Source organism: Caballeronia sp. LjRoot31 (genome assembly GCF_964253885.1).
Classification (GTDB): Bacteria; Pseudomonadota; Gammaproteobacteria; order Burkholderiales; family Burkholderiaceae; genus Caballeronia.
In genome coordinates, this window is the sequence record NZ_CAXURX020000001.1 from 1,508,755 (window position 1) to 1,534,738 (window position 25,984).

23 protein-coding genes and 3 tRNA genes are annotated in these 25,984 nt (G+C 60.8%); 16 read left to right on the forward strand and 10 right to left on the reverse strand.

What is annotated here, in order from left to right; translation table 11 throughout:
• The first annotated feature begins 118 nt into the window (after nucleotides 1-118).
• From ACSQ8V_RS06650 to ACSQ8V_RS06665, 4 genes are all read left to right on the forward strand, one after another.
• Entirely contained in the window at nucleotides 119-814 is a 696-nt protein-coding gene (locus ACSQ8V_RS06650; RefSeq protein WP_436181242.1) for a C40 family peptidase, read from the forward strand.
• Nucleotides 815-1,440: 626 nt separating this feature from the next.
• Nucleotides 1,441-4,272 carry a xanthine dehydrogenase family protein molybdopterin-binding subunit gene (locus ACSQ8V_RS06655; protein ID WP_436205258.1) on the forward strand — a complete coding sequence of 944 codons (2,832 nt, stop codon included), beginning with the start codon at nucleotides 1,441-1,443 and terminating at the stop codon, nucleotides 4,270-4,272.
• 29 nt (nucleotides 4,273-4,301) lie between these two features.
• Complete coding sequence (locus tag ACSQ8V_RS06660) at nucleotides 4,302-4,874, forward strand: (2Fe-2S)-binding protein (protein ID WP_436206605.1); 573 nt, start codon at nucleotides 4,302-4,304, stop codon at nucleotides 4,872-4,874.
• A complete protein-coding gene (locus tag ACSQ8V_RS06665; RefSeq protein ID WP_436205259.1) occupies nucleotides 4,871-6,118 on the forward strand; it encodes a c-type cytochrome in 1,248 nt (415 codons plus the stop codon). The genes ACSQ8V_RS06660 and ACSQ8V_RS06665 overlap by 4 nt, the downstream gene beginning before the upstream one ends.
• Before the next feature lie 40 nt (nucleotides 6,119-6,158).
• On the opposite strand, the gene ACSQ8V_RS06670 is transcribed toward ACSQ8V_RS06665, so the two are convergent.
• Nucleotides 6,159-7,130, reverse strand: coding sequence for a patatin-like phospholipase family protein (locus ACSQ8V_RS06670; RefSeq protein WP_436183106.1), 972 nt, complete (start codon nucleotides 7,128-7,130; stop codon nucleotides 6,159-6,161).
• A gap of 260 nt (nucleotides 7,131-7,390) precedes the next feature.
• On the opposite strand from ACSQ8V_RS06670, the gene gltX reads away from it, so the two are divergent.
• The 5 genes from gltX to ACSQ8V_RS06695 all read left to right on the forward strand — a co-directional run bounded on the left by gltX (nucleotide 7,391) and on the right by ACSQ8V_RS06695 (nucleotide 10,216).
• Nucleotides 7,391-8,797, forward strand: coding sequence for a glutamate--tRNA ligase (gltX, locus tag ACSQ8V_RS06675; RefSeq protein WP_213763176.1), 1,407 nt, complete (start codon nucleotides 7,391-7,393; stop codon nucleotides 8,795-8,797).
• A 167-nt stretch (nucleotides 8,798-8,964) separates the two neighbouring features.
• Nucleotides 8,965-9,040 (forward strand) — tRNA-Ala (locus ACSQ8V_RS06680).
• Between the two features lie 222 nt (nucleotides 9,041-9,262).
• Nucleotides 9,263-9,338: transfer RNA gene (locus ACSQ8V_RS06685), tRNA-Glu, on the forward strand.
• Nucleotides 9,339-9,410: 72 nt separating this feature from the next.
• Nucleotides 9,411-9,487, forward strand: a tRNA-Asp gene (locus ACSQ8V_RS06690).
• A gap of 264 nt (nucleotides 9,488-9,751) precedes the next feature.
• Nucleotides 9,752-10,216 (forward strand): GNAT family N-acetyltransferase, encoded by a 465-nt coding sequence (locus tag ACSQ8V_RS06695; protein ID WP_213763174.1) that lies wholly within the window; start codon nucleotides 9,752-9,754, stop codon nucleotides 10,214-10,216.
• Here ACSQ8V_RS06695 and ACSQ8V_RS06700 read toward each other — a convergent pair.
• Nucleotides 10,213-11,073 (reverse strand): AraC family transcriptional regulator, encoded by an 861-nt coding sequence (locus ACSQ8V_RS06700; protein ID WP_436181246.1) that lies wholly within the window; start codon nucleotides 11,071-11,073, stop codon nucleotides 10,213-10,215. The two genes, ACSQ8V_RS06695 and ACSQ8V_RS06700, sit on opposite strands and share 4 nt — an antisense overlap.
• Before the next feature lie 127 nt (nucleotides 11,074-11,200).
• On the opposite strand from ACSQ8V_RS06700, the gene ACSQ8V_RS06705 reads away from it, so the two are divergent.
• On the forward strand, nucleotides 11,201-11,617 hold the full coding sequence (locus ACSQ8V_RS06705) for a gamma-glutamylcyclotransferase family protein (RefSeq protein ID WP_436181247.1): 417 nt from the start codon (nucleotides 11,201-11,203) through the stop codon (nucleotides 11,615-11,617).
• A 75-nt stretch (nucleotides 11,618-11,692) separates the two neighbouring features.
• Here ACSQ8V_RS06705 and aceB read toward each other — a convergent pair whose 3' ends face one another.
• The gene (aceB, locus tag ACSQ8V_RS06710) at nucleotides 11,693-13,288 is read right to left on the reverse strand and encodes a malate synthase A (RefSeq protein WP_436205260.1); all 1,596 of its coding nucleotides are present in this window, start codon (nucleotides 13,286-13,288) and stop codon (nucleotides 11,693-11,695) included.
• Between the two features lie 59 nt (nucleotides 13,289-13,347).
• The gene (locus ACSQ8V_RS06715) at nucleotides 13,348-14,127 is read right to left on the reverse strand and encodes a haloacid dehalogenase type II (protein ID WP_436205261.1); all 780 of its coding nucleotides are present in this window, start codon (nucleotides 14,125-14,127) and stop codon (nucleotides 13,348-13,350) included.
• A 144-nt stretch (nucleotides 14,128-14,271) separates the two neighbouring features.
• Between ACSQ8V_RS06715 and ACSQ8V_RS06720 the strand changes: the two genes are divergently transcribed.
• Together ACSQ8V_RS06720 and ACSQ8V_RS06725 are read left to right on the forward strand one after the other, a co-directional pair.
• Nucleotides 14,272-15,174 (forward strand): LysR family transcriptional regulator, encoded by a 903-nt coding sequence (locus ACSQ8V_RS06720; RefSeq protein WP_436205262.1) that lies wholly within the window; start codon nucleotides 14,272-14,274, stop codon nucleotides 15,172-15,174.
• 72 nt (nucleotides 15,175-15,246) lie between these two features.
• A complete protein-coding gene (locus ACSQ8V_RS06725) occupies nucleotides 15,247-15,681 on the forward strand; it encodes a universal stress protein (protein WP_436181251.1) in 435 nt (144 codons plus the stop codon).
• A 274-nt stretch (nucleotides 15,682-15,955) separates the two neighbouring features.
• On the opposite strand, the gene aceA is transcribed toward ACSQ8V_RS06725, so the two are convergent.
• The 3 genes from aceA to ACSQ8V_RS06740 all read right to left on the reverse strand — a co-directional run bounded on the left by aceA (nucleotide 15,956) and on the right by ACSQ8V_RS06740 (nucleotide 20,122).
• On the reverse strand, nucleotides 15,956-17,260 hold the full coding sequence (gene aceA / locus ACSQ8V_RS06730) for an isocitrate lyase (protein WP_436181253.1): 1,305 nt from the start codon (nucleotides 17,258-17,260) through the stop codon (nucleotides 15,956-15,958).
• Between the two features lie 374 nt (nucleotides 17,261-17,634).
• The gene (locus ACSQ8V_RS06735) at nucleotides 17,635-19,335 is read right to left on the reverse strand and encodes a DEAD/DEAH box helicase (protein ID WP_436181254.1); all 1,701 of its coding nucleotides are present in this window, start codon (nucleotides 19,333-19,335) and stop codon (nucleotides 17,635-17,637) included.
• A 508-nt stretch (nucleotides 19,336-19,843) separates the two neighbouring features.
• Nucleotides 19,844-20,122: an acyl-CoA-binding protein gene (locus ACSQ8V_RS06740; protein WP_218627207.1), complete on the reverse strand. Its 279-nt coding sequence runs from the start codon at nucleotides 20,120-20,122 to the stop codon at nucleotides 19,844-19,846.
• 192 nt (nucleotides 20,123-20,314) lie between these two features.
• Here ACSQ8V_RS06740 and tsaB point away from each other — a divergent pair, with 192 nt between their 5' ends.
• Genes tsaB through ACSQ8V_RS06760 form a run of 4 tightly spaced genes read left to right on the forward strand, consistent with a single transcriptional unit; the run spans nucleotide 20,315 to nucleotide 23,613 of the window.
• Complete coding sequence (gene tsaB, locus ACSQ8V_RS06745; protein ID WP_436205263.1) at nucleotides 20,315-21,184, forward strand: tRNA (adenosine(37)-N6)-threonylcarbamoyltransferase complex dimerization subunit type 1 TsaB; 870 nt, start codon at nucleotides 20,315-20,317, stop codon at nucleotides 21,182-21,184.
• Entirely contained in the window at nucleotides 21,181-21,675 is a 495-nt protein-coding gene (gene rimI / locus ACSQ8V_RS06750; protein WP_213763146.1) for a ribosomal protein S18-alanine N-acetyltransferase, read from the forward strand. The genes tsaB and rimI overlap by 4 nt, the downstream gene beginning before the upstream one ends.
• Nucleotides 21,662-22,648, forward strand: a complete 987-nt coding sequence (locus ACSQ8V_RS06755; RefSeq protein WP_213763144.1) for a uracil-DNA glycosylase — start codon at nucleotides 21,662-21,664, stop codon at nucleotides 22,646-22,648. The genes rimI and ACSQ8V_RS06755 overlap by 14 nt, the downstream gene beginning before the upstream one ends.
• Nucleotides 22,645-23,613: a DUF1853 family protein gene (locus ACSQ8V_RS06760; protein WP_346730466.1), complete on the forward strand. Its 969-nt coding sequence runs from the start codon at nucleotides 22,645-22,647 to the stop codon at nucleotides 23,611-23,613. The genes ACSQ8V_RS06755 and ACSQ8V_RS06760 overlap by 4 nt, the downstream gene beginning before the upstream one ends.
• Before the next feature lie 53 nt (nucleotides 23,614-23,666).
• Here the strand turns inward: ACSQ8V_RS06760 and thiD are convergent, their stop codons facing one another.
• Genes thiD through thiM form a run of 3 tightly spaced genes read right to left on the reverse strand, consistent with a single transcriptional unit; the run spans nucleotide 23,667 to nucleotide 25,922 of the window.
• Nucleotides 23,667-24,473 carry a bifunctional hydroxymethylpyrimidine kinase/phosphomethylpyrimidine kinase gene (thiD, locus tag ACSQ8V_RS06765; RefSeq protein WP_213763140.1) on the reverse strand — a complete coding sequence of 269 codons (807 nt, stop codon included), beginning with the start codon at nucleotides 24,471-24,473 and terminating at the stop codon, nucleotides 23,667-23,669.
• A gap of 7 nt (nucleotides 24,474-24,480) precedes the next feature.
• Nucleotides 24,481-25,107: a thiamine phosphate synthase gene (thiE, locus tag ACSQ8V_RS06770; RefSeq protein WP_436205264.1), complete on the reverse strand. Its 627-nt coding sequence runs from the start codon at nucleotides 25,105-25,107 to the stop codon at nucleotides 24,481-24,483.
• Nucleotides 25,107-25,922: a hydroxyethylthiazole kinase gene (gene thiM, locus ACSQ8V_RS06775; protein WP_436205265.1), complete on the reverse strand. Its 816-nt coding sequence runs from the start codon at nucleotides 25,920-25,922 to the stop codon at nucleotides 25,107-25,109. Before thiM ends, thiE begins: the two co-directional genes overlap by 1 nt.
• Nucleotides 25,923-25,984: the final 62 nt, after the last annotated feature.

Here is a 25,984-nt window from a genome sequence, read left to right on the forward strand (position 1 = left end):
GTATCTCAATTGTATTTTTCTATGCCTTTTGACATGTAAATAATATCTGGCTAGTATCAAGCCAACTTTTCCGCATGACACTGATTTTTCAGACTTTTTCACCCAAAACTACCGACCGATGCAGCAATTAACTTTGACTCAAACATGCGCGCGTGCAGCAGCCAGCATGTTGATCGGCCTGATGATGACAGCAACTTCCGGTGCGTTCGCCGACGAAGTCAACAATTCAAGCCAAAATGCCAGCAATGGCATCTCCGCGTCGGCCAAGGCAGCTAACGACATTTATCCCGTTGCTGACTCTGGCAATGTCTCGGGTAATGTGACAAGCAACCCATCCAGCGGCACGCGTTCTTTTCTTTCCGGCATGGCGAGCAAGGCGGGCGACGTAGTCGTCGGCGCGCTCAATATGATCGGCGTGCGCTATCGCTGGGGCGGCAATACGCCGGATTCCGGTCTCGATTGCAGCGGTTTCGTGCGCTACGTGTTCCAGGACACGTTGGGCATGACCTTGCCGCGGCGTGCGGAAGAGATGAGCCGGGTTGGCGAAAAAGTTCGCGTGAGCGAGCTGAAGCCGGGTGACCTCGTGTTTTTCAACACAATGCGCCGCTCGTTCTCGCACGTCGGGATTTATATCGGCGACAACAAGTTTGTTCACTCGCCGTCCACGGGCAGCACGATCCGTGTGGACGACATGGACAACAGCTATTGGGAAAAGCGCTACACGGGCGCTCGGCGTGTTGAAGCGACCTTCCCGATTGACGGTGTCGATCTACGTCAGCGTGTCAGCGCCACGATTGGTAACAACGGCAACTAAGTCGTCGTCTCTCATCTGACCGGTTGCTGGTAACCGGTACGGTGTACAAAAGCCTGCCTTTCAAAAAAGGGCGGGCTTTTGTCGTTCCCGCGGGGATTGTGTGTGTTGCTGATGGTTGACCTTCGCCACATCGCCGGACAGCCACTTCAGATTCAGGCAACCCACCGCGTATTTCGTCAGGACCCGGTCTAAACCCTCGTACATTCGGATGCTTCCGAGTGACATTGACGCCACACGTCACAACGGATTTCCGCTCGCCTCGCCAATCCCTGCCAAGCACAAAACTTTACATGCCGAACGCTGCCTGCAGGCAAGCTTGGCACTTACAATCGCCAACCTTCCCGGGGTAGTGCCGGGCGCTCCGCAGCGACAAGAACCCTGCTCAAGGCAAAGCCTGAAAAAGCCAGCCAAACATTGAAACAGGCTGGTGCAAATCCTTGTACGTTGAAGAACCTGAAGTGCGATTACGATCGGGGATACTCCGATATCTCATCGTCGTCTTTGGTCATCACGCACCGGATCAAGCGGTTATACGAACAAGGTAATAATTTCGGAATGCAAAATAAAAACCGAAACCCGAAGCAGCGTGGCTTGAAGCTCTCAGCCGATCATTCAAGGAGAGGACCATGAGAGAACTCGACCGATCGCGTCGTGGTTTTTTGAAGGCGAGTGCAATTGCGGGATTGACCGTCATTATTGCGCCGCTCGGCAGTCGCGCATTCGCTGCGTTATTTGAAGAAAAAATCCTGACGCCGATTCAGTGGGATACAACGAGCGGCCGCGCGAAGTTTCGTATCGACGGGATCGCGAAGGTCACGGGGGCCAAGGTATTTGCGCGCGACGTGCGTGCGGCCGACATGCCGCACTGGCCGAACCAGCAATCGCACGCGTTCATGCTGCGCACGACGCAGGCCGACCGGACGTATGAGGGTTTCGACCTGAGCTTGCTTGGCGACGACCTTCAGCCGGACCGGATTGTCACGGCTGCGGAGCTTGCCCGCGACGGTCTCGCATTTCCCGCTTTTTATGGCGACGACATGCTGCTGCCGCCCGGCAAGACGCCAGCTTATCTGGGCCAGGCCGTTGCCATGCTGATCTATCACGATTTCGCACGCTTCCGGTTCGCCAAAGACAAGCTCCAGTTCCGCGATGAAATCATCCGCTACGGCGAGAAGACCGGGCCGCTTGAACGCGATCCGTGGGGCACGTTCCGCTTTGTGCGCGTCGGCGGTCCGACGGCCTATGACGACGACACGTTCTCGAGCTTGAAGGACAGCATGCTGTTCCCAAGCGCGATGCGCAAGCACGAGCCTGTGTGGGCGGCGGGGCGGCAGGACGGCAAGCTGGATGAGCAGGGCATGTTCCATGCGCAAAACATGCAGGGCGAACTCGACCATCCGCCCGCGGACTGGCTTGTGCTGGAGCGCAACTACAGTACGCAATCCATCGATACCGCCGCGCTCGAAGCCGACAACACGAACTGCTGGTACGACGCGGCAACGCAATCGCTGCACATGGTTGTCCCGACGCAGGGGCCGAACGAGGTTGCCGAAAGCGCTGCCGGCATGGCGGCGAAGTGCCGCTTCCCGGTGAAGAACCTGTTCGTGCATCCGGTCTATACGGTCGGCTACGGGTCGAAGGACCACTTCACGGTCCCGTTCTATGGACTGGTGGCGGCCATGTATGGCGACGGCCGTCCGGTACGCCTTGCATTTGACCGCTATGAGCAATTCCAGACATCGATAAAACGCCATGCGTCGAAGATGCGTTATCGAATTGCGATCGATAAGAAAACGAACCTCCTGCAGTCGTTCAAGGCCGAGCTCGAAGTCGACGGCGGCGGGCGCTGCAACTTTTCGCCATCGGTGGCCATGGTGGGGGCATCCGCCGCGCAGTCGATCTACTATTTCCCGAAGAGCGACCTGACCGGCGTGGCGATCGCTTCACGCGCGATCGACGCCGGCTCCGCACGCGGCTACGGCACGCTGCAGACCATGGCCGCGACCGAGATGCTGATCGATGAAATTGCGACGCAGCTTGGAGTCGATGCTATCGACTTACGGCTGAAGAACGCGCTGCGCTCGGGCATGAAAAATACCCAGGGCGCGATTCCCGCCGGCGCGATTCGTGTCGATGAAGTCCTGCAGAAGGCCAAGGTTCACCCGCTCTGGACCGGTCGCGCGCAGAAGAAAGCGGAGTATGAACTGGCGCATCCTGGCAACCGCTACGGTGTCGGCTTCGCGTGCGTGCGGAAAGACTTTGGCACGGGTGCGGAGGCGTCGTTCGCGAAGGTTGAGATCGCGGCCGATGGCAAGATCACGTTGCATCATACGGCCGCGGAAATTGGCACGGGCGTGTCTACATCGCAAGCAATCGCGTGCGCGAAGTGGCTCGGCAAGCCGGCCGCCGAAGTGCGCATGGCGATTGTCGACTGGCCCGAGTTGCCGGTCGTGACCAGTGGCGACCCATACCTGATGTCGCAGGGCGAGCAGGACAAGCTATCGGCTAATCCGCGCTGGTCGCCGAGTTTGATATCGCCATCGAGTGCGACGAATTCAGCTTTCTATTTCACGCATAGCACCTACGAAGCGGGACGCGTGGTATTCACGCACGGTTTGTGGCCGGCGGCGATGGCGCTATGGAGCAGTGGCATAGGCGGTGGTCAGGCTGCGCCGCTCACCGTGCGTCGTGAAGATGCGCGCTGGGTGGACGGCAAGCTGACGGCGGCAGGTCTTGAGCCACTGTCGCTCGAACAGGTCGCGAAAAAAGCGCATGACCTCGGGCTCGTCACGGGCGCGATCGTGCATGTGTTCAATCGATGGCAATGGAGCGAGGCGGAATTCAACATTGATGGCGTGACCGAGCGTCTGCCCATCGACGGCCTGTCGCTGCTTCACGGCGCGGGCAAGACCGATGCCAGCACGACCCACGCTGCGCCGGTCCAGCCCGTTTATCGGGCCCTTGATCGCAAGCGTGTGTTCATCGCGCCGGTCAGCCGTAACAACGCGGCGGTCACCTACTACAGCGCGGTCGGAACGCTAGTCGAACTCACGGTGAACGAAGGGAGCGGCCGTGTCAGCCTGCTCTCGCATCACTCGATCATGGAGTGCGGCAACATGCTTTCGCCGCAACTCGTCTCAGGTCAGTTGCAAGGCGGACTGGCGATGGGTATTGGACATGCGCTGCATGAGTATCTGCCGCTCTACGAAGAGGGTCCCGGCAACGGCACCTGGAACTTCAACCGCTATCACGTGCCGCGCGCAAGCGATGTCGCTGTCTGGGCCCAGACCGGCGAAGTGCTGCCGCCGCTGTCCGAGACCGATCCGCCGAAGGGCATTGCGGAGGTGGTGATGATTCCGGTCGTCGGCGCCATCGTCAACGGTATCGCGCACGCTATCGGGCATCGATTCAACGACTTGCCGGTGAAACCGCAAAACATTCAGGAGGCGCTCGCATGACCGCTGCCAACCCAACTCCGACACCGCTCATGCCTCAGCCCTTGCACCAGTCTCTGATCCAGATGAAGCCCATTTCGCTGACGATCAACGGTGCCGCCGTGGGTCCGATCCAGACCCCTGATGGGCTCATGATGATCGATTTCCTGCATGAGTACGTGGGCTTGACCGGCTCGCGGCTTGGCTGCGGGCAGGGCGTCTGCCACGCGTGCGTGGTGATCCTCGACAAGCCGGACGGGTCGAGCGAAGAAGTGCGCTCGTGCATCACGGGCGCGCATTTCTTCGATGGCAAAAAGGTGCGGACCATCGAAGGCCACGCCAAACGTAACGAGCAAGGCGAGGTGGTCGAACTCTCGCCGGTGCAGCAGAAATTCCTCGAACACTTCAGCTTCCAGTGCGGGTATTGCACGCCGGGATTCGTCAATGCGGCGACGGTGCTGATCGAGCGGCTAAAACGCGAGCCGATTGCCAGGGAGTCGGTGGAGCAGGAGATCACGAAAGCACTCGACGACCACATCTGCCGCTGCACCGGCTACGTGCGTTACTACGAAGCGGTCAAGGACGTCGTGCTGAATACGCCTGGACTTGTTAAGGATTCCGCATGAACCGGGCAATTTCCTTTCGCCTCGGCGCGGTTGCGCTGTCGGTTGCGCTATGCGTCGCGGCGCTGTCCGCATGCAGCGACCGTTCCGATGAAACTGCAGCCCCCACGCATGAAACGGCCGCCGAGCAGATCGCGCGGGGCAATTATCTTGCGAAAGCGGCCGATTGCGCCGCCTGTCACACGATCCCCGGCAGTGCGCCGTTTGCCGGCGGCGTGAAGCTCGGGTCGCCCTTCGGTACCTTTTATGGCACGAACATTACGCCGGACCCTGTAAATGGCATCGGCAAGTGGAGTGCTGCGCAGTTCTACAAGACCTTGCACGACGGCGTGGCGCCTGACAAGCATCTCTATCCGGCAATGCCTTACACGTCTTACCGGACGATGTCCCGCGCCGACAGCGACGCCATCTATGCGTATCTGATGGCGCAAAAGCCGGCCGCCTTGCCGAACCGGGATCCCGAGTTGATGTTCCCGTTCAACGTGCGGTTTGCCGTGATGTTCTGGAACATCCTGTTCCTCAAGGACAAGTTGCCGGATGCATCGGCGGGAAGTTCGGCTGACTGGATCCGCGGACGATATCTCGCCAATGCGCTGGGTCACTGCGCCGAATGCCACACGCCGCGTGGCGTGTTTGGGGAGATGAACGGTGCGAAGACCTTGCAAGGATCGATGCTCGGTCGTGTCGTGCCGCCGGATATCACGCCCGCGGGGCTCGCCGCGCGTGGCTGGACCGGCGCCGATTTGCAGACATTCTTCGCAACGGGAATCAGCCGCCAGGGCTCGGCGTTCGGCGAGATGCATCCGGTCGTGATGCTGAGCAGCCAGCACTTGAGCCCGGGTGATCTGCGCGCGCTGTCGACCTATCTGCTCGGCGACGCACCGCTTCCACCCACGCCGGTTCAACCGGGTTCCGCCGATGCCGCGCAAGTGGCAGCCGGCCGGGCGAGCTATGTCGCCGTATGTGCGGGGTGTCATGGGCTCGAGGGGCAGGGCAAGCCTCACGTCGCGGTATCGATGCAAGGGAGTTCGACGTTGCGTCAGGCCGATTCACATAACCTGATCGTTGCGATGCTCGATGGCGTGGCTGCCGCCGAGTTCGCCGGAACGGAAAGCATGCAGGCAATGCCGGGATTCGCCGCCACGCTCACCGACGATGAACTCGCGAACCTCGCCAACTACCTGCGCTCAGGTTGGGGCGGCCAGCCGGGGGATGTATCGGCGGCACGCGTCAAGTCGTTGCGCTAAGCCGCCTGGTTTTACAAGGGCGAAAGGCGCTACCGTTGATTCAAACGGTAGCGCCTTTCGCCGCCATTTGCCGCTGCAGTTCCGGCCAGATCTTTGCGACCGCTTCCTCGCCGGCCAGGATCGCTGCGTTGCGCTGGCCGAAGTCGCTGCCGCTCATGGCGGCAAGGTTCGGGCGGATGACGAAGTCGGCGTATTTATCGAGTTCGTACGCCTTGATGGTCTGGCCCATGATCGTGAAGGTCTGCATCAGGACGTCGAAGGAGCTTTGCGTCAACCCCGTCTCAGGGCGCGCCGAAATATCCACCGCGATCACGAAATCCGCGCCCATCTTGCGCGCGAACGCCGCCGGCACCGGGCTCACCAGGCCGCCATCCACATACTCATGACCGCCGATCTTCACTGGCTCGAAGATGGACGGCACGCTGCACGACGCGCGCACGGCAATGCCGGTGTTCCCCCGCTGGAACAGGATTGGCTGGCCGGTCTTCAGGTCCGTCGCGACAATGCCGAGCGGTTTCGCCATCTTTTCGATCGGCCGGTTGTCGAGCGTCTTGTTCAGATAGTTCTGCAACGCGACGCCCTGCAGGAAACCGCGCGTGCGGAATGGCATCGCCCAGTCGCTGATCGACGCTTCATCCATGGTCAGCGCGAGCTTGTTGATGGCAATGCCGTTCATTCCCGACGCCGATAACGCCGCGATCACCGAGCCCGCGCTTGTGCCGCTCAGCAGGTCCACCTTCAGGTTGCGCGCTTCGAGCGCCTTGATTACGCCGATGTGAGCAAACCCCCGGGCCGCGCCGCCGCCCAGTGCAAGGCCGATCCGCACGGGCCGCTGGGGCGTGCTGGCGGCCGGCACTGGCGACGCGGGCGGGGTGACTGCTGTGGTGGATCTGGTCGTCGTGGTGCACGCCGTGAGCACGGCGGATGCGCAGCCAAGAGAGAACGCGCGTCGCGACAACTGAGGCAGCGACGAAAGCGGGGGCGGCAATGTTTTCAAGGGTTCTCCTGCGATGCAGCGGGGACGAGCGTGGAGCGTGGAGGCGGCGCGGGCAGCTTGGATAGCTGCCTGGTCAAGCCATCCGGTGACGGCGCATATGATAAAACATGATGACCCCCGAAAGCGGGCCAAAAGCGCCGGCGGGTATAATTGACACTCGTTTCGACCGCTCGCCAGGTTCGTCCAGAAGACGTGCCGAAGCCGGTCCCCGATATATCGCTTGCCTGGCTCCTTCCGTGCCGGCAAACGCATTTGAGCTATCGAGCACACCGCACATGACCCAAGTCCGTACCCGTTTCGCTCCCAGCCCCACAGGCTTCATCCATCTCGGCAACATTCGCTCCGCGCTTTATCCGTGGGCATTCGCGCGCAAGATGAAGGGCGTTTTCGTGTTGCGCATCGAGGACACTGACCTGGAGCGCTCGACCGACGCGTCCGTCGACGCCATCCTTGAAGGCATGGAATGGCTCGGCCTCGACTACGACGAAGGTCCGATCTACCAGATGCAGCGCATGGACCGCTATCGCGAAGTGCTTAAGCAGATGCTCGACCAGGGCCTGGCTTACCACTGCTACATGTCGACGGAAGAACTCGACGCATTGCGTGAACGTCAGCGCGAGGCCAATGAAAAACCGCGTTACGACGGCACGTGGCGCCCGGAGGAGGGCAAGGTGCTGCCGCCTATTCCGGAAGGCGTCTCGCCGGTCATTCGCTTTCGTAATCCGCTGGGCGGCGTAGTGAGTTGGGACGACGCGGTGAAGGGCACGATCGAAATTTCGAACGACGAGCTCGACGACCTCGTGATCGCGCGTCCGGACGGCACGCCAACTTATAACTTCTGCGTGGTCGTGGACGATCTCGACATGAAGATCACCCACGTGATCCGCGGCGACGACCACGTGAACAACACGCCGCGCCAGATCAACATCCTGCGCGCGCTGGGCGGCGAAGTGCCGGTGTACGCCCACTTGCCGACCGTGCTCAACGAGCAGGGCGAGAAGATGAGCAAGCGCCATGGCGCGATGAGCGTAATGGGTTATCGCGACGCAGGTTATCTGCCGGAAGCGGTTCTGAACTATCTGGCCCGGCTTGGCTGGTCGCATGGAGATGCGGAGATTTTCTCGCGTGAGCAGTTTGTCGAATGGTTCGACCTGGACCATCTGGGCAAGTCGCCGGCGCAATACGATCCGGATCGTTTGAACTGGCTGAACGCGCACTACATCAAGGAAGCCGACAACGCGCGGCTGGAAACGCTCGTGAAGCCGTTCCTGGCCGAACTGGGTATCGACGCCGCCATGATCGAGCAAGGGCCGCCGCTGGAGCTCGTGATCGGTTTGCTGAAGGATCGCGCATCGTCGGTAAAGGAGATCGCCGATAACGCCGCCATGTTTTATCAGGAGCCCGTGATCGACCCCGCTGCGCTCGCGCAGCATGTCACCGAAACCGTGCGTCCCGCGCTCGCTGACTTGCGGCAGGCGTTGAGCGAAGTGGAGTGGAGCAAGGAAGCCATCTCGGCGGCGTTCAAGGCCACGCTGACGAGCCATAAGCTCAAGATGCCGCATCTCGCCATGCCGGTGCGCCTGCTGGTCGCGGGTACCACGCACACACCGTCCATTGACGCGGTGCTGATGCTGTTCGGCCGTGAGACCGTGCTGACCCGGCTCGACAAGGGCATTGCCTGAACATGGGGCGCGCCGCAGGTACATGACGGGCGCATGGCATCGACGCGAACGGTGTCCGGTTTGCGCCCCAAGTTTGCACCCTAAGGACGAACTATTTTCAGATGCTGGGCTAAAAGGTATTTACAACTTCAAAAGTGCCCTTTAGAATCTCGTTTCTGTTCTGCAAGGGGGGTATAGCTCAGCTGGGAGAGCGCTTGCATGGCATGCAAGAGGTCAGCGGTTCGATCCCGCTTACCTCCACCACAGAACAGAAATGAAGCTTTTTAAAGCGCCAGAGCATCGGAAAAAAAGCTTCACAAGAATCACAAAGCTGTTTATAATGTCGTTCTTCGCTGCTGACTAAGAAGAAACTGCGCGAAACTGATTAATAAGGTTTAAACGATTAAGAAAGTGTTAATCGAAGTTAATCAGAAGCCAGTCAGGACGTAAGCGAAAAGAGTAAAAGACATTAACTGAAAAGTTTATGTCCCCATCGTCTAGAGGCCTAGGACATCACCCTTTCACGGTGAGTACAGGGGTTCGAATCCCCTTGGGGACGCCAAAACATCGGCGGCTGCGAGAAGCGCTGCAAGTTTGATGAGTCAACCAACCTCACGAACTGATGGAAAGAAGTGGAGCGGTAGTTCAGTTGGTTAGAATACCGGCCTGTCACGCCGGGGGTCGCGGGTTCGAGTCCCGTCCGCTCCGCCAACAAGTTGTAAAAGAAAAATCCAGCTCAAGCTGGATTTTTTTCGTCCACGTTTTTTGTGCCCGCGGTTTTTCGTCCTTTCCTTCCTCCTCCTTCCCGATTCGCCTTTCGGTTCATTCCGCTATTCTTCGTACCACGATCGCGTTGCATCTGGTTGAACGTGTGGCGTGCATGACATCGAACTTGCACGCTCGTAAAACTCTCCATTGCCAGCGCGCGCCGGCTGACTTAGTGTTGATGACTTGATTCAGTGCTTTCATCGCGCAATGCTCGATCCCACCGAAGCTCTCTCGCCGTTTCAGTTGCGCCTGGCGTCGATGGACGATTTTTCGTTCGCCGAGGCGCTCACGCGCAACAACATGAACGGCTACTACCGCCGCCACAATCTCGTGTGGCGCAGCGATCTTTTCCTGGGTAGCTGGCGCGAGTCGGAAAACTTCGTGCTCGAGTGCGACGGTCAGGCTATTGGCGTGATGCGCGTGACGGAAGAAGATCAGTCGCTGCACATCCGCGACGTACAAGTGGTGGAAGGATGGCGCCGGACGGGCGCGGGAACCTTTCTCCTCGATACCGCGCACCGATGGGCACGTGCACGTGGACTAACGGAGACTCAGTTGCGCGTATTCGTCGATAACCCCGCCGCCCGGCTTTATATCCGCATGGGTTATAAAACCGCGGGTTCGCGGCTCGCGCAATTCGGCGCGATCCGGCATATGGTGCGCGGCGTTTAGCGTTTCAGCGCTCGCTCGACAACGCCGTTCTGAGTATCGTTTCGCGGCTCGCCGTCGCGGACAAAAAAGGCTCGTGGACTTTCTCCGAACGCACGTCTGAACATCGCGGAAAAGGCGCTCTGACTTTGATAGCCGAGCAGCAACGCGACTTGTGACAGCGGTCGGCCCTGGCTCAGTAACGGAATCGCGCGCGCCAGCACGGCCTGCTGACGCCATTGCGAAAAGCTCACACCGAGTTCACGTCGGAACAAGCGCGCGATCGTGCGGGTGCTTGCACCGGCGAATGCTGCCCAATGCTCTAGCGAATCGGCGGAAGCAGGGTCGGCGAGGACGGCTTCGCATAATGCCAGCAGGCGTTTGTCGGTAGGCATCGGGATGGAGAGGGGCAGCGGCCGCGAGCGCGTGATTTCATCGAGTGCAAGTGTGCCGAGCAGCCGTTCACGCTCGCTTGAAATCGTACGGTCATCCAGCGCAACCGCCACCTCGCGAAGCAGCGGCGACACTTCCACCACGCGGCACGCATCCAGCCCCGGGGGCACCACGCTCGCGTCTATGTACAAAGTCCGCAGGAACGCGTCTTCCACGATCACCACTTCATGCGTCACGTTCGGCGGGACCCAGATTGCGCGCGACGGCGGCACCATCCACGTTGACCCTTCCGCCGCGATTCGCAGCACGCCTCGTGTCGTGCACGCGACCTGTGCCCACGCGTGCGTGTGCCGCGCAATCCGGACGCCGGCCGGCACGGGCCGCGAGCGCACGCGAATGGGATGCGCGAGCGTAGGCGACGACTCGGCGGGAATGTCGAGATGCTCGACTTCTTCCGGTTGCAGCGGTTGATCGATGGACGTGAACATGGTTTTTAATCGCTCCTCCTCCGTGATATTAAATGCATCGGGCGGGATCGGCTTTGAATCACGACTTAACGACTGTTCTATGCGCTTGGCATAATGCGCGCTGAATCTTCATGGAAGGAATGAACGCATGCAACACGTATTCGTCTACGGGACGCTGCGAGCGGGCGAGAACAATGACATTCGCCTCGCGGCAGAGCGTAACGGGATCGCCGCGCCAGTGCTAATTGGCTCGGGCCATATCAATGGCCGACTGTACGACTTCGGCGCGTATCCCGGACTAGTGCTCGATTCCGCGGCGGGGCCGGTGCATGGCGATATCTATCGAATCGATGAAACGCTCGTGCCCGTGCTCGATGAAATCGAAGAGATCGTGCCGGGTGTTATCGGCTTGTACCGCAGCGAGCGATTGCACGTGACAGTTCACGTAGACGGGCGCGCGCAGGTTATCGATTGCCTGGTTTATCCGGTCGGCGAGGAAGCGGTGGAGGGTTTGCCGCGTATCGATAACGGCGATTGGGTTGAGTATCGAAGAGCACGGCATTGAATAAGCAACGCCGGTAAAAAAAGCCGCCCTGAATTTCCAGAGCGGCTTTGTTTTACAGATGACGAGCGTTAAGTCTTAAATCTCTTCGTAAAGCGGTAACGTCAAAAACTCCGCGAACGTATCCGATGTCGACATCGCTTCGAAAATGATCGCTGCCCGGTCGTACGGCGCTGTGTCGCCGGCAACGACCGCCTTCACTTTCACCAACTCTTCCTGCGTGAAGGCGCGGACCATGTCGGCGGTCACTTTGCGGCCATCGTCGAACTTGCCTTTCGGCGAGCGAATCCACTGCCACACTTGCGAGCGTGAAATTTCCGCGGTCGCCGCGTCTTCCATCAGGTTGTGAATCGGCACGCAGCCATTGCCCGCGAGCCACGATCCAAGATAGTGGATGCCCACGTTGATATTGCCGCGCACGCCGCCTTCGGTGATGGGATCTTCAGGGCGGAAATCGAGTAGATCGGTTGCCGTGACCTGTACGTCCTCGCGTTGCTTCGCGATCTGGTTCGGTTTGTCGCCGAGCACCTTCACGAACTCTTCCATCGCGATCGGCACGAGGCCCGGATGTGCAACCCATCCGCCGTCGTAACCGTCGCTGGCATCGCGCGCCTTGTCCGAGCGCACGCCGCCCATGGCTGTGTCGTTGGCTTGCGGATCGTTCTTGATCGGAATCAACGCGCTCATGCCGCCAATAGCCGGCGCATTGCGCCGATGACACGTCTTCAACAATTGCAGTGCATAGGCGCGCATGAACGGCACGGTCATCGTGATCTTGGCGCGATCGGCGAGGCAGAAATTGGCGTCGTTCTTGAACTTCTTGATCGCAGAAAAGATGTAGTCCCAGCGGCCGGCGTTCAGCCCCGATGAATGCTCGCGCAACTCGTACAGGATCTCGTCCATTTCGAACGCGGCCAGGATCGTTTCGATAAGTACCGTCGCCCGAATCGATCCGCGCGGCACACCCACAATTTCCTGCGCGGCCACGAAGATCTCGTTCCACAAGCGCGCTTCGAGATGGCTTTCCAGCTTCGGCAGATAGAAGTAAGGACCCGTACCGCGAGCCAGTTGCTCCTTCGCGTTGTGGAACAGGAACAGCGCGAAATCGAAGATGCCGCCCGATACACGCTGACCATCCACGGTCACGTGCTTTTCATCGAGATGCCAGCCGCGCGGACGCACGATCAGCGTCGCGGTTTTATCGTTGAGCTTGTATGACTTGCCGTTCTGTTCAAGCGAAATCGTGCCGCGTACCGCTTCCTTCAGGTTGATATGGCCGGTCAACTGGTTGTCCCAGTTCGGCGTGTTCGAATCCTCGAAGTCCGTCATGTACGAATCCGCGCCGGAGTTCAGCGCGTTGATGATCATCTTGCGTTCGACCGGTCCGGTGATCTCCACGCGGCGGCATTCGAGCGCTTTCGGCAAGGGTGCAATAGTCCAGTCGGCATCGCGGATGGATTGCGTTTCGCTGAGGAAATCCGGGCGTTCGCCTGCGTCGAGTCGCTTCGTACGTTCACTCCGCGCCTTGAGCAACGCCTGACGACGCGGCTCAAATGCGCGATGAAGAGTTGCCACTAATTCAAGCGCCTCAGGCGTCAGGATGGTCTCGTAGCCGGGTTTGATGTCGGCCGTGATGGTCATGCCCTGCGGCACGTGGGTCAGCGTGTTCGCCATGTTCTACATCTCCTTGGTCGGTCAGACGGTTTTGCGTACTAGTTGAATCGATGAATCGGTTAGTGGTTGGGACTGCGGGGCATGCGCTTTGAAAGATCGAATGGCGCCGCGTGCTGATGCCGGGGGCAGCCTGCATCGATGAAAGCAAGCAGATCGGTCATATCGCGTCCGGTGCCGCGTGGCAGGACGCCGAGTTGTTCGGCAGGCATCGCCATGCGGTTGAGCCAGAAGGTGGTGTAGCCGAACCACGTTGCGCCCGTCACGTCCCAGCCATTCGACGATACAAACACGATCTCCGAGGCCGCCACGCCGATCGATTGCGTTCCGAGCGCGTACGCGGCGTGGGCGGGTTTATAGGCCCGCACGGCGTCAACTGAGAGGACGTGATCGAAGAGACCCGACATGCCGGCGCTTTTCACCGCGATGTCGAGCATTTGCGGATTGCCGTTCGACAAGATCGCGAGTTTCAAATCCGGGCGTTTGCGCAGCGTTTTCAGTGCGTTGACAGTGTCCGGAAACGCCGCGAGGCAGGCGTATTCGTCCATCAGGCGCTTTTCCGCAGCCGGAGTGAGGGCATGGTCGAGCTTCAGGCGCGTGGCGGCGTAGCGCAGCGCGTCGAGCGTGATCGCCCAGAACGGCTCGTATCGGGTGCCGGCGGGGTCCGAGAGCGTGCGTAGCTGCGTGTATTCGATCTGCTTTTGGCGCCACAACTGCGAAAGCGCGTCGCCGTGGGCGGGGAATAACTGCTCGGCGGCGGCCACGACCGAGTGCACGTCGAACAGCGTGCCGTAGGCATCGAAGATGACGGCACGAGGAGGCGAAATCGATGTCGGTGACATGGCCGGCGCTCCGTAAGTAGGTCTCCGACCATTCTATTAGTGCGTTGGAACGACCGGAAGATGCATCCAGATCACTTGATCTTTGACTTTTTCACGCCTAATCTGGGCGCCCTGTCATTTGAATAAACGAACAAACGCACGCGCATGGACCGATTCAAGCAAATAGAAACGTTCGTGGCGGTTGTCGCGAAGGGAAGCCTGTCCGCTGCGGCACTGGCCGAAGGCGTCGCTCCGGCCGTGATCGGCCGGCGGCTGGACGCGCTGGAAGAGCGGCTCGGCGTGAAGCTGCTCGTGCGCACCACGCGCCGGCTGACGCTCACCTTTGAAGGATCGGCATTTCTGGAGGATTGCCAGCGGGTGATTCATGACATGCAGAGTGCGGAGGCGAGCGTGTCGGCGGGTGGGGTGAAGGCGAGCGGGCATCTGCGGGTGTCGGCGCCAGCGGGTTTCGGGAGGCGTCACGTTGCCGCGCTCGTCCCCGTTTTTACCTCGATGCATCCGGATGTATCGATCACGTTCGACCTGACGGATCGCATGGTCGATCTGGTCAACGAAGGTTTCGATTGCGCCGTGCGGCTTGGCGAGTTGCCGGATTCGTCGCTGGTTTCGTTGAAGCTGGGCGAGAACCGCCGGGTTTGCGTGGCGTCACCGGACTATTTGCGCGAGCGCGGCGCGCCCGCCGATCTCGACGCGCTCGCGCAGCACAACTGCCTGCCGCTTGGGGCGAGCTCGAATCAGCAGCGCGGCTGGGTGTTTCAGAAAGACGGCAAGGTCGTTCAGATGCGCGTGTCCGGCACCATGGAATGCTCGGACGGCGCGGTGCTGCACGAGTGGTGCCTAGCAGGATATGGGCTGGCGTGGCGCTCATGGTGGGAAGTCGGCGATGACATCGCCCAAGGGCGGCTTATCAGTGTGCTCGATGCTTTCGCCGCGCCGCCTATCGGGATTCACGCCGTGTTTCCGCAGCGCCGGCATTTGCCGCTACGAGTGCGTCTGTTTCTCGATTTGCTGAAACATACGTTCGGTGCGCCAGGATATTGGGGCTGAATTGCGGGCCGCTTGCCCCGATCCAGTTACTACAATGAAAGTGCACGGTGGCCACTGCCCAAGGAGTCGACCATGTTCAAGCACATTCTGGTTCCGACGGATGGATCGGTCCTTTCGCAGAAAGCCATTGATGGGGCGATCGATCTTGCCCAGTCGGTGGGTGCACGGATTACGGCCTATGCGTGTTTGCCGCTGTATCCGTATTCACCTTTCGCCGATGTCGCCGTCGAGCCGCCCAGTGATTTTCATGAGCGCGGCGAGCGCGAGGCTCGCGAGCATCTTGGCGCTGTCGAAAAGGCCGCTGCCGCCGTCGGCGTTTCCTGCAGTTCCGTCACGAGCGTTGAGTCCGCGCCTTATATCGGCATTATCGATATTGCAGAGCGGGATGGTTGCGATGTGATTTTCATGGCGTCGCACGGGAGGAGGGGATTGGGGAGTTTGTTGATCGGCAGCGAGACTCAACGGGTGCTGACCCACACGAAGATTCCGGTGATTGTTTATCGGTGAAGAGAGTGAATCTCAATCCGGGCGCGCTCAACCTATTCGAAACGCGCTGCACGAGGTTCGTTGCTTTAATCACCTGCTATTACAGCACCGGAAAATCGCCTTCGCCAACGGCAGACAGAATGAGCGTTTCAGTTGCCGGTGACTTGATGGATATGCGTTTCTGCTTTATCAACGGATGGTCGGCAACTGCCGCTGGCTGACTCTCTAAAAATGCAAAAAAGGCACATGGCCAATGGCCATGTGCCTTCTATCTGCTTAAAGCAACTGCAGCTTATTAAGCCACTTTCTTCTCGAAGAACTGTTCATCTTCGGTCGAGCCGTGCAACGCGGTCGTCGATGCGTCTTTTTCAACCGCCTGCGTCACTGCATCGAAGTAGCCCGTTCCCACTTCGCGCTGATGCTTCACTGCCGTGAAACCCTTCTCGGCCGCCGCGAACTCGGCTTCCTGCATCTCGACGAACGCGCTCATTTGATTGCGTGCATAGCCGTGCGCGAGGTTGAACATCGAGTAATTCAGCGCATGGAAACCGGCCAGCGTGATGAACTGGAACTTGTAGCCCATCGCGCCAAGCTCTTTCTGGAATTTGGCGATAGTCGCGTCGTCCAGGTTCTTCTTCCAGTTGAACGATGGCGAGCAGTTATACGAGAGCAGCTTGCCCGGGAATTCCCGATGAATCGCTTCAGCAAACTTCTTCGCGTACGCCAGGTCCGGCTTGCCGGTTTCGCACCAGATCATGTCGGCGTACGGCGCGTAGGCGAGGCCACGCGACACGGCTTGTTCCAGGCCCGGCTTCGTGCGGAAGAAACCTTCCACGGTGCGCTCGCCGGTCAGGAACGGCCGGTCGTTTTCATCGACATCCGATGTCACCAGATCCGCAGCTTCCGCGTCGGTGCGGGCGAGCAGGATGGTTCGCGTACCTGAAACGTCAGCCGCGAGACGCGCAGCCGTGAGTTTCGCGATGTTTTCGCGCGTCGGCACGAGCACCTTGCCGCCCATGTGCCCGCATTTTTTCACCGATGCCAGTTGATCCTCGAAGTGCACACCCGCAGCGCCGGCTTCGATCATGGCCTTCATCAGTTCGAACGCGTTCAGCACGCCGCCGAAACCGGCTTCAGCGTCGGCCACGATTGGCTGGAAGAAGTCGAGATAGCCTTCATCGCCGGGATTCTTGCCTTCCGACCACTGGATCTGATCGGCGCGCGTCAGCGTATTGTTGATGCGCTTGACTACCAGTGGCACCGAATTCGCCGGATACAGCGACTGGTCCGGATACATCTCGCCGGCAACGTTCGCGTCGCCCGCCACTTGCCAGCCGGACAAATAGATCGCCTTCAAACCGGCCTTGACCTGTTGCATGGCCTGATTACCGGTCAACGCGCCGAGCGCATTGACGAACGGCTCTTCATGAATCGATGCCCACAGTTTTTCCGCGCCGCGTTTCGCCAACGTGTGCTCGACTGGCACCGAACCGCGCAGCCGCACGACGTCGTCGGCGGTGTAGCTGCGCTTGATGCCCTTCCAGCGCGAATCCGTGTCCCATTGCTTTTGAAGTTCCTGAGCTTGTTGTTGGCGCGACATGGCGTTTCTCCTTTGATTGCCTGACTAATGACTAAATGGATGGTCGTCCGGTTGAGCAGTCTTTGTACTTCTTGTTGCTCAACTCTTATATAAGAGTCTAGGGAAAGGAAGATAGGGGAGCCAGTCGTTTAGTGAGGTTTTTGAATAAAAATTATCGTTTTAAATCAATAGTTTAGTATTTATATTTCACAATATAAAATGATCTTTCCCATGTTGGGATGTGAATACTTGTGCCATGCACCAACAATTTCGTGGCACAAAAGGCCTTTCCGCATTGTGAAATTCAGAGCGTGAACGAAAAAAAACCGACGCACGAGGCATCGGTTTTCTTTTTGCCGGCACACGCACGAAGCGCGCGCCGCACTGATTACGACTTAGCTGCCACGACGCGGAGCGCGCGGGCCGTCATTGCGACGTGCTGCATAGCCGTCACGCGAACCGCCGCCAAAGCCCGAACCACCGTCACGCGATCCACCGCCGCTACGATAGCCGTCACGTGAACCACCATCGCGCGAATCGCGAGCACCACCGGCGCTTGCCGGCTTGTTGCCCCAACCGCCCGGCTTAGCCGAGCCGCCGTTGCCAGCACCGCCGTTACCAAAACGACGACCTGCACCACCCGCACCAGCGCCACCGCCGCCCGGACGGCCACGGCCGCCAAAGCCAGGACGACCACCGCCACCGCCGGCCGGAGCCGAGCGACGCGGTTCAAAGCCAGCGATCACGCTCACATTCAGCGGCACACGCACGAAACGCTCGATGCGCTTGAGCGCGCCTTGCTCTGCGTGATGCACGAGGCTGATTGCCGTACCCGTGCGGCCAGCACGGCCCGTACGGCCGATACGGTGAACGTAGTCTTCCGCGAACTTCGGCAGATCGTAGTTGAATACGTGCGTGATGCCCGGGATGTCGATACCGCGAGCCGCGACATCGGTTGCCACCAGCACGCGTACTTTGCGTTCGCGCAGTGCACGAATCGTGCGGTTACGCGCGCCTTGCGGCAGATCGCCGTGCAATGCAGCCGATTCAAAACCAGCGTCCGACAAACGGATAGCCAGTTGGTCAGCGTCGTTCTTGGTTGCCGTGAAAACGATAGCCTGATCCAGGCCGGCATCGCGCAACAGGTGGTCGAGCAGACGATCCTTGTGATCGCGGTCATCGACGTAATGCACGGTTTGCGCAATGTTGTTCTGCGCTTCGAGCTTTTGGATGATCTCGATGCGTTCCGGGTTCTTCAACAGGCGGCCGGTCAGCGAGCTGATCTTGCCGTCGATGGTTGCCGAGAACAGCAGCGTCTGACGCGTGGCCGGCGTAGCAGCAACAATGGTTTCGATATCGTCGATGAAACCCATGTCCAGCATGCGGTCGGCTTCGTCGAGCACGAGGATTTGGAGTTGCGACAGGTCAATACGGCCGCGTTCCAGATGGTCTAGCAGACGGCCCGGCGTAGCAACCAGGATTTCCGGGTTCTTCGCGAGCAGCATCAATTGCTGGCCATACGCAACACCGCCGAGAATGCTGACCGTGCGCAACCGGCGCAGATGCTTGCCGTACGTGGTCGCGGCAGCGGTAACCTGCATGGCGAGTTCGCGGGTCGGCGTCAGAACCAGCATGGTCGGACGAGCGACCGGCTGGGTGCGGCGGGCCGGGCGGGCGTTCGGGTCATGCGGCTCGCGCGGAGCGGAAGCCTTGGCTTTTTCGAGTTGCGAGAAACGTTCGATAGCCGGCAGCATGAATGCTGCGGTCTTGCCCGAACCGGTCGGGCTGGAAACCAGCAAGTCGCGGCCGGCGAGCGCTGCGGGAATCGCGCGCTGCTGAACCGGCGTCGGCACTTGATAGCCAGAAGCGGTCAGCGCAACGATGATCTCGGGCGACAGGCCGAGCGATTCGAAGCTCGGGCCGGTCTGCACAGCGATAGCAGCGGCGACAGGCGCAACTGAAGAAATGGGGGCGGGAATAGCGGGTGAAGCAGATGCGGCGGGCGAAACAGATGCTGCCGGCGCGGCGGGTGTGTCTTCGCCGAGTGCCAGTGCAGCGATGGAGTCCAGCGGGCTATGGGTGTTGCTCGAAGTCATGTCGATCCTTGAAACGGGGAATAAGGCGTATGGCGCCAATCGGCATACCCAAGTCGTCAGATTCAGCGAGCAAAGAAGCAGCGAGCAAATCGAAAAACGGGGGCAGCTCGCAACAATAAAGGCGAGCTTTTCGTTAGAAGCTGTATCGGATTCGACAGGCCGAGGCGGCTTTGTCGTCAGCCTGATGCATGATCGGCCGAAGAGAAGGCCTAGCAGGGAGGGGACAGTTTCTAAACTGGATTGGAGCAAAACGCTACGAGTCGCCGCGCTGCGCGGGTTAATCAGCTAATGAATTGACTAAAACCATCAATTCACCCGGTCACAGTGAAGCGCAGGCAACAGTATAGCGGCAATTGTTGCGCTGCGCCAGATTTTAAGACAGTTTGATTCAACTTGCGGTTTACCGGGGCGCAGAATTTCGCCTGCGTCTGGGTAAAGCGGGTAAAGCGGGTAAAGCGCCGCGGGGCCGCTCAAACCAGCGGGCGTCCGGCGCTGGCCCTCCCGGACTTTACGCCGAGGCGCCGCTTTTCAGCGATTCCACCAGCCCGATATATTGCTGCTTTGCGGTGTCCTGCGGCGTGCCGGCGAGTGCGCTCCACGCGTCGTACTTGTATTTGCCGGCGATATCGGCGAAACCTGGCTTGTCGCCTTGCACATCGCCCAGGCTCGCTTGCTTGTAGAGCGCGTAGAGGCGCAGCAGCGTCAGGTTGCCCGGCCGTTCGGACAGTTCCTTGACCTCCGCTTGGGCAAGCGCAAATTGCGCGTCGAGTTCGTTGATTCCGCTCATTCAGTTCTCCGGACAGGCTGGTTAAGGTCTCACGATCATAACAAGCCGGTTGCGCGGGCTTGTCGAGGGTTTCTTCCAGAACTCCCCGGCCTAGGCCCGATCCGGCACAAGCGGACATTGTCCGCGCAGCGCTCGCAGCGTCACGGTTCACGCGTTACTTCATGCATTACGGCACGCATTACAATAGCGGCCATGACACGCACCGTTTTGCTCGCCCTCGATACCTCGACCGAATTCTGCTCAGTCGCGCTGCTGATCGCTGACCCGACGGCCGCCGCCGCGCCGACGGCTTATGGAAGCGCTCCTCATTACTCTGCCGGCGAAGTCCACGTCTGGTTCAGTCATGAATTGACGGGACCGGTATCCAGCACGCGCTTGCTGCCCGCGATCCGCGAATTATTCGATACCGCCGGCCTGACGCTCAAGGATTGCTCCGCGATCGCGTTCGGCGCCGGGCCGGGCTCATTTACCGGTTTGCGCACGGCAACCGGCGTCGCACAGGGGCTGGCGTTCGGGTTGAGCGTGCCGGTGGTGCCGGTCGGCACCTTGCTCGCCTGCGCGGAGTTCGCGCGCTTGCACGACCCATCGGCAACACGCGTGCTCGCGGCGCTCGACGCCCGCATGAACGAGGCGTACTGGGCGGATTTCCGCTGGGATGCAGTGGCGGGAGCGGCGGGCGAGTGGGCCACGGTCCAGGCGGCATCGCTTGATCTGCCCGAGGCAATCGTCCTGCCGGACGAGCCGTTCACGCTGGCGGGCAATGCGGCGGCGGCTTTCGGCGAACGGTTGCCCATGCCGGCCGCTCCGGCGTGCCGCATCGATTTCGATGCGCTGCCGCATGCGTTGCCCGTGGCGCTTGCCGGCTTACGCGCGCTGCGTGCCGGCCGGACGGTCGCGCCCGATCAGGCCGCGCCGGAGTACGTACGCAACAAGGTCGCGCAGACCACCGCCGAGCGGATGGACGCGCGTGCCGCCAAAGCTGCCGCTGCTGCTGCGGGAGATCAAGCCGATCATGCCGACCCCGCCGCTCCGATCGCTCAAGCGACGGAGCCTCTACGGTGAGCGGCGTGTTGATGGCGGATCGTTATCTGTCGTCGATGACGGAAGCTGATCTCGATGAGGTCGCCGCCATCGAAAAGCTCGCTTACGAATTCCCCTGGACCCGTGGCAATTTCCAGGATTCGCTGCGCAACGGCTATTTCGGCGTGTGCCTGCGCCATGTCACCGGGACCTTGCTGGGGTATTGCGTGCTGATGCCGGTTGTCGATGAAATGCATTTGCTGAACCTGTGCGTCGCGCCCGAGGCGCAACATGCCGGCGCCGGGCTCACGTTGTTGCGCGAAGCGGTGCGCATCTCGCGGCATCAGAAACTCGAGGGCGTGCTGCTGGAAGTACGGCCGTCGAATCCGCGCGCCATCCAGCTTTACGAGCGCTTTGGTTTCGCCACCATCGGGCGGCGCAAAAACTATTACCCCGCGCGGCACCGCTCGCGCGAGGATGCACTCGTCATGCGTCTGACGTTTTCAAAGGAGGCCGTGGATGGCGCTGCATAAGTCGATGCTGGAAGAGTTCGGACTGGGAACGGTCTGGGTGAGGCGGGGGCCGGCATCGGTTGAAACGTCCGTGGCCGTGCCTGATCAATCGACAGACTCGACGGCGATTGCGCACGATCATGCCGCCGCCGAGGTGCACCGGTCGGCTCCGCGTGTGCTGGTCGAAGAAGCGTACGCGCCGGTAGCCCGGAAAGCTGATCCACTCGACACGCTGACAGCGCTCGATGCCGCTCTTTCCGCCGCGCAGACGAGCCAGGGCAACGCGCATCAAGCGCCGCCTGCAAAGATCGCTTCCGTCGAACCGCCAGTCTTCGATGACCTCCCCTGGCTCGACGATGTACCGCCGCAATCACTGGCTGTTTCGGAAACCGTCGACGACACGGCCGCCGATATCGCGACCCTCGACTGGGACACGCTCGCCGCTCGCGTCGCCGTGTGCGAACGCTGCCGTTTGTGCGAGCGTCGCACGAACTCGGTATTCGGCGTGGGTGATCGGGACGCGGACTGGATGCTGATCGGTGAAGCGCCCGGTGAGAACGAGGACAAGCTGGGCGAACCGTTCGTCGGCCAGGCGGGCAAGTTGCTCGACAGCATGCTGCACGCGGTGGCGTTATCGCGTGAGGACAACGTGTTCATTGCAAACGTGATCAAGTGTCGCCCGCCCGGTAACCGCAATCCGGAACTCGATGAAGTCGCGCGCTGCGAGCCCTATCTGAAGCGGCAGGTCGAACTGGTCAAACCCAAGCTGATTGTTGCGCTTGGACGGTTTGCCGCGCAGAGCCTGCTCAAGACCGAGGCGAGCATTGCGTCGCTGCGGGGACGGGTGCATGACTATCAAGGTGTGCCGGTCATCGTCACGTATCACCCGGCCTACTTGTTGCGCAGTCTCCCCGATAAAGCCAAGGCATGGGCCGATCTATGTCTCGCAGAGGCGACTTACCGCAAGTCGCTGCAGGCGGCAGACGGCCCGTGACGGCCGCGAACGGGATCACGTCATTCCACGATCCCGCCGTCCGGGATCTCGCGTGGCTGCTGTTCTCGCCGGACTTGCTGAGCGTGTCGCGCGCGGGCGCGCCGCTCGCGCGTCCCGCCGCAACGGAGAGTGAGCGCGAAATCACACTCGTTTGGCTCGATGCACTCGACCGCGACCCCGCAGCGCTGCACGCGCAGGTTCACAAACCGTCGCTGACGCGGCTCGGCTTTTACGCCGAAGCGTTGCTCGAATATTTCCTGATGCATGGCCCGCACGCGCGGTTGATCGCCGCGAACATCCCATTGCGCACGGCCGAGCGTACGCTAGGCGAAGTCGACTTCCTGCTGGAGAACGTGCGTGGCGAGCGGTTGCACTGGGAACTCGCAGTGAAGTTTTATCTGCATATTGGCGAGGGTCAGGGGGCCGCTACGCTCGCTCATTACGTCGGTCCGAATCTGCAGGATCGCTTCGACCTGAAGCACGCGCGGCTCTTGAATCATCAACTGGGTTTAAGTGCGCGCGATGAGTTTGCATCGCTCGGTTTCGAGGGTCCGTGGCGCGCCGAGTTGTTCGTCAAAGGGCGCTTGTTTTATCGCGATGACGGCCATGACTATCGCATTCTCGCGTCGAACCTGCCGCCCGAGCTTGCCGGCGATCATCTGCGAGGCTGGTGGAAAACGGCTTCGGAATGGCGGGATTCGAAGACGGATGGATTGTTTGCTTCGTTGCCCAGGTTGGGATGGATGGCAGAACGAACGTTATCGGCGCAAGAGAGTGACGCGCTGGTGGAGCAGGCTGCGGTGTTGTCTGAGCGCGTTGCAACGCTGTCGTCGCCGGTCATGGTTGCTCGTTATGAACGTTATGACGGCCACGACTGCGCCGCCGGCAATGTCTGGCGCGAGCATTCGCGCGGTTTTATCGTGCCCGATGAATGGCCGGCGCGCGCCGCTGACTTTGCCGGGTAAACAGGGTTAAACAGCGTTAAGCCGGGTCGAGCTCGCGTGTAGCAAAGCGACCCTCACCACCACCTGAAAAAATGATGCACCGGGCCAACTCCGTGCCCGACTTCCAGCCGCGCGCTTTGTTCGATCGCGCCGGTCAGATAGAGTTTGGCGTCGGCGGTAGCGGCAGCGAGCGAGTCGCGTTGGGTCAGCAGCGCCGCAATCGATGACGACAACGTGCACCCCGTCCCATGCGTATTCTTCACCGGCACGCGCGGCCCGCCAAGCCGCAGCGCGCCGCTGTCCTCGATCAGCCAGTCGGGGCTATCGGTGGAACTTAGATGGCCGCCCTTCATCAATACCGCCCGCGCGCCCAACGCCCGCAGCGCTTCGCCCTGGCGCACCATCGCGTCCTCGTCTTCGGCTGATGCCACGTCCAATAACGCAGCCGCTTCCGGCAAGTTCGGCGTGACCAACGTCGCGAGCGGCAGCAGTTCATCGCGCAGTGCTGCCACTGCATCCGGCGCAAGCAAAGCGTGATTGCTCTTGGAAATCATCACGGTATCAAGCACCACATGCACCGGCCGATACCGGCGCAACGCCGCCGCTACCGCGCGCACTACATCGGCATTGGCGAGCATGCCGATCTTCACGGCATCGATGCGGATGTCGTCGAAAACGGCGTCAAGCTGAGCGGTGACGAACGACGCGTCGGGCGTATGGATCGCCGTCACGCCGCGCGTGTTCTGCGCGGTGAGGGCGGTGATAACGGACAAACCGTAAGCGCCGAGCGCCGAGAATGCCTTGAGGTCGGCCTGGATGCCCGCGCCGCCACCGGAATCGGAACCGGCGATGGTGAGGACGTTGGGGATCGAATGGGTCATGAGATTTTCAGGAGGATGCCAGCAATCGTTGCGCGGCGAGATGCGGGTCGGCAGCGGTGCAGATCGCAGATACCACCGCGATACCGCCCGGCCCCGCGCGTTTGACATCGGCGGCGTTGTGCAACTGGATGCCGCCGATAGCCACCGTCGGATGAACAGAGCGCGCGCACAGCGCGGCGAGGCCGTCGATGCCGCATGCCGCCGATGCGTCCGGCTTGGTCGGTGTATCGAATACCGGCCCGACGCCGACGTAATCGATCATGGCGCCCAGCGTGTTGGCGTGATCGACCTGCATGGCAGTCGATACCGATAGTCCGATCAAAGCCTGCGCCCCCAGCAGCTTCCTGGCGACATCCGGCGGCAAATCGTTCTGGCCGATATGCACGCCATCGGCGCCGGCCGCGAGCGCGACATCGACGTGGTCGTTGATGATGAGCGGCACGCCATACCGGCGCGTGAGCGGCAGCAGATCGAGCGCGAGGTCTAGCCACGCGCGTTTATGCCACTCGGGCGCGCGCAGCTGCACGATCGTGACACCGCCATCGAGCGCCGCCCGGGTCACATCGAGCGCGCGTGCATGGCCGCCGCACTGGACGGGATCGAGGACGAGATACAGCGCGAGATCGAGGCTCATCACGCGGTGGGCACGACATCACGCGACACGAGCGTGGCGGCGAATTCGTTTGCATCGAGCGATGCCAGCCGGTCGAGATACGCAACCGCGAAACTGCCGGGCAATGCAGCGTCGCGCGATGCCAATTCGCCCGCGATGCTCGAATAGGCGATCGCGGCGACCGTTGCGGCCCAACGGTCATCGTTATCGGCAACGCCCACAAACGCCGCGACCGTCGCTGATAACGCACAGCCCACGCCGGTCACGCGCGTCATCAATGGCGATCCATTCGATAACGCGACCGTGCGGCGGCCATCGGTGACGTAATCGGTCTGACCCGTGACCGCCACTACAGCGCCCGTATTCAGCGCGAGGAGCTGGGCTGCGTCGAGCGCGGCTTCGGCGAAAGCGGTGCTGTCGACGCCGCGTGCGCTAGATTCGCCGCCCGACAAGCTGATGATCTCCGACGCGTTGCCGCGAATCACGGCCGGATGTGCATCGAGCAGATCAAAGGCGAATGCCGTGCGAAAACTCAGCGGGCCGACCGCTACGGGATCGAGTACCCACGGTTTGTGCGCACGATTGGCGGCCTCGACCGCGGCGCGGATCGCCTTGCTTTGCGGCAAGTCGAGCGTGCCGAGATTCACCGATACCGCATTGGCCAACGGCACGAATTCACCCACTTCCTCACGGGCGATGACCATGGCGGGTGCGGCGCCCAGCGCGAGCAGCACGTTCGCCGTGAAATTCGTGACAACGAGATTCGTCAGGCAGTGGACAAGCGGCGCGCGTTCGCGCACGCGCACGGCGAACGAATAGAGATCGGCGGCGGGCATGGGCAGGGTGTAAAGAAAATGGTGGTAACAGGATTATCGCGCGCCGGGCGGCTGGTCGCCCG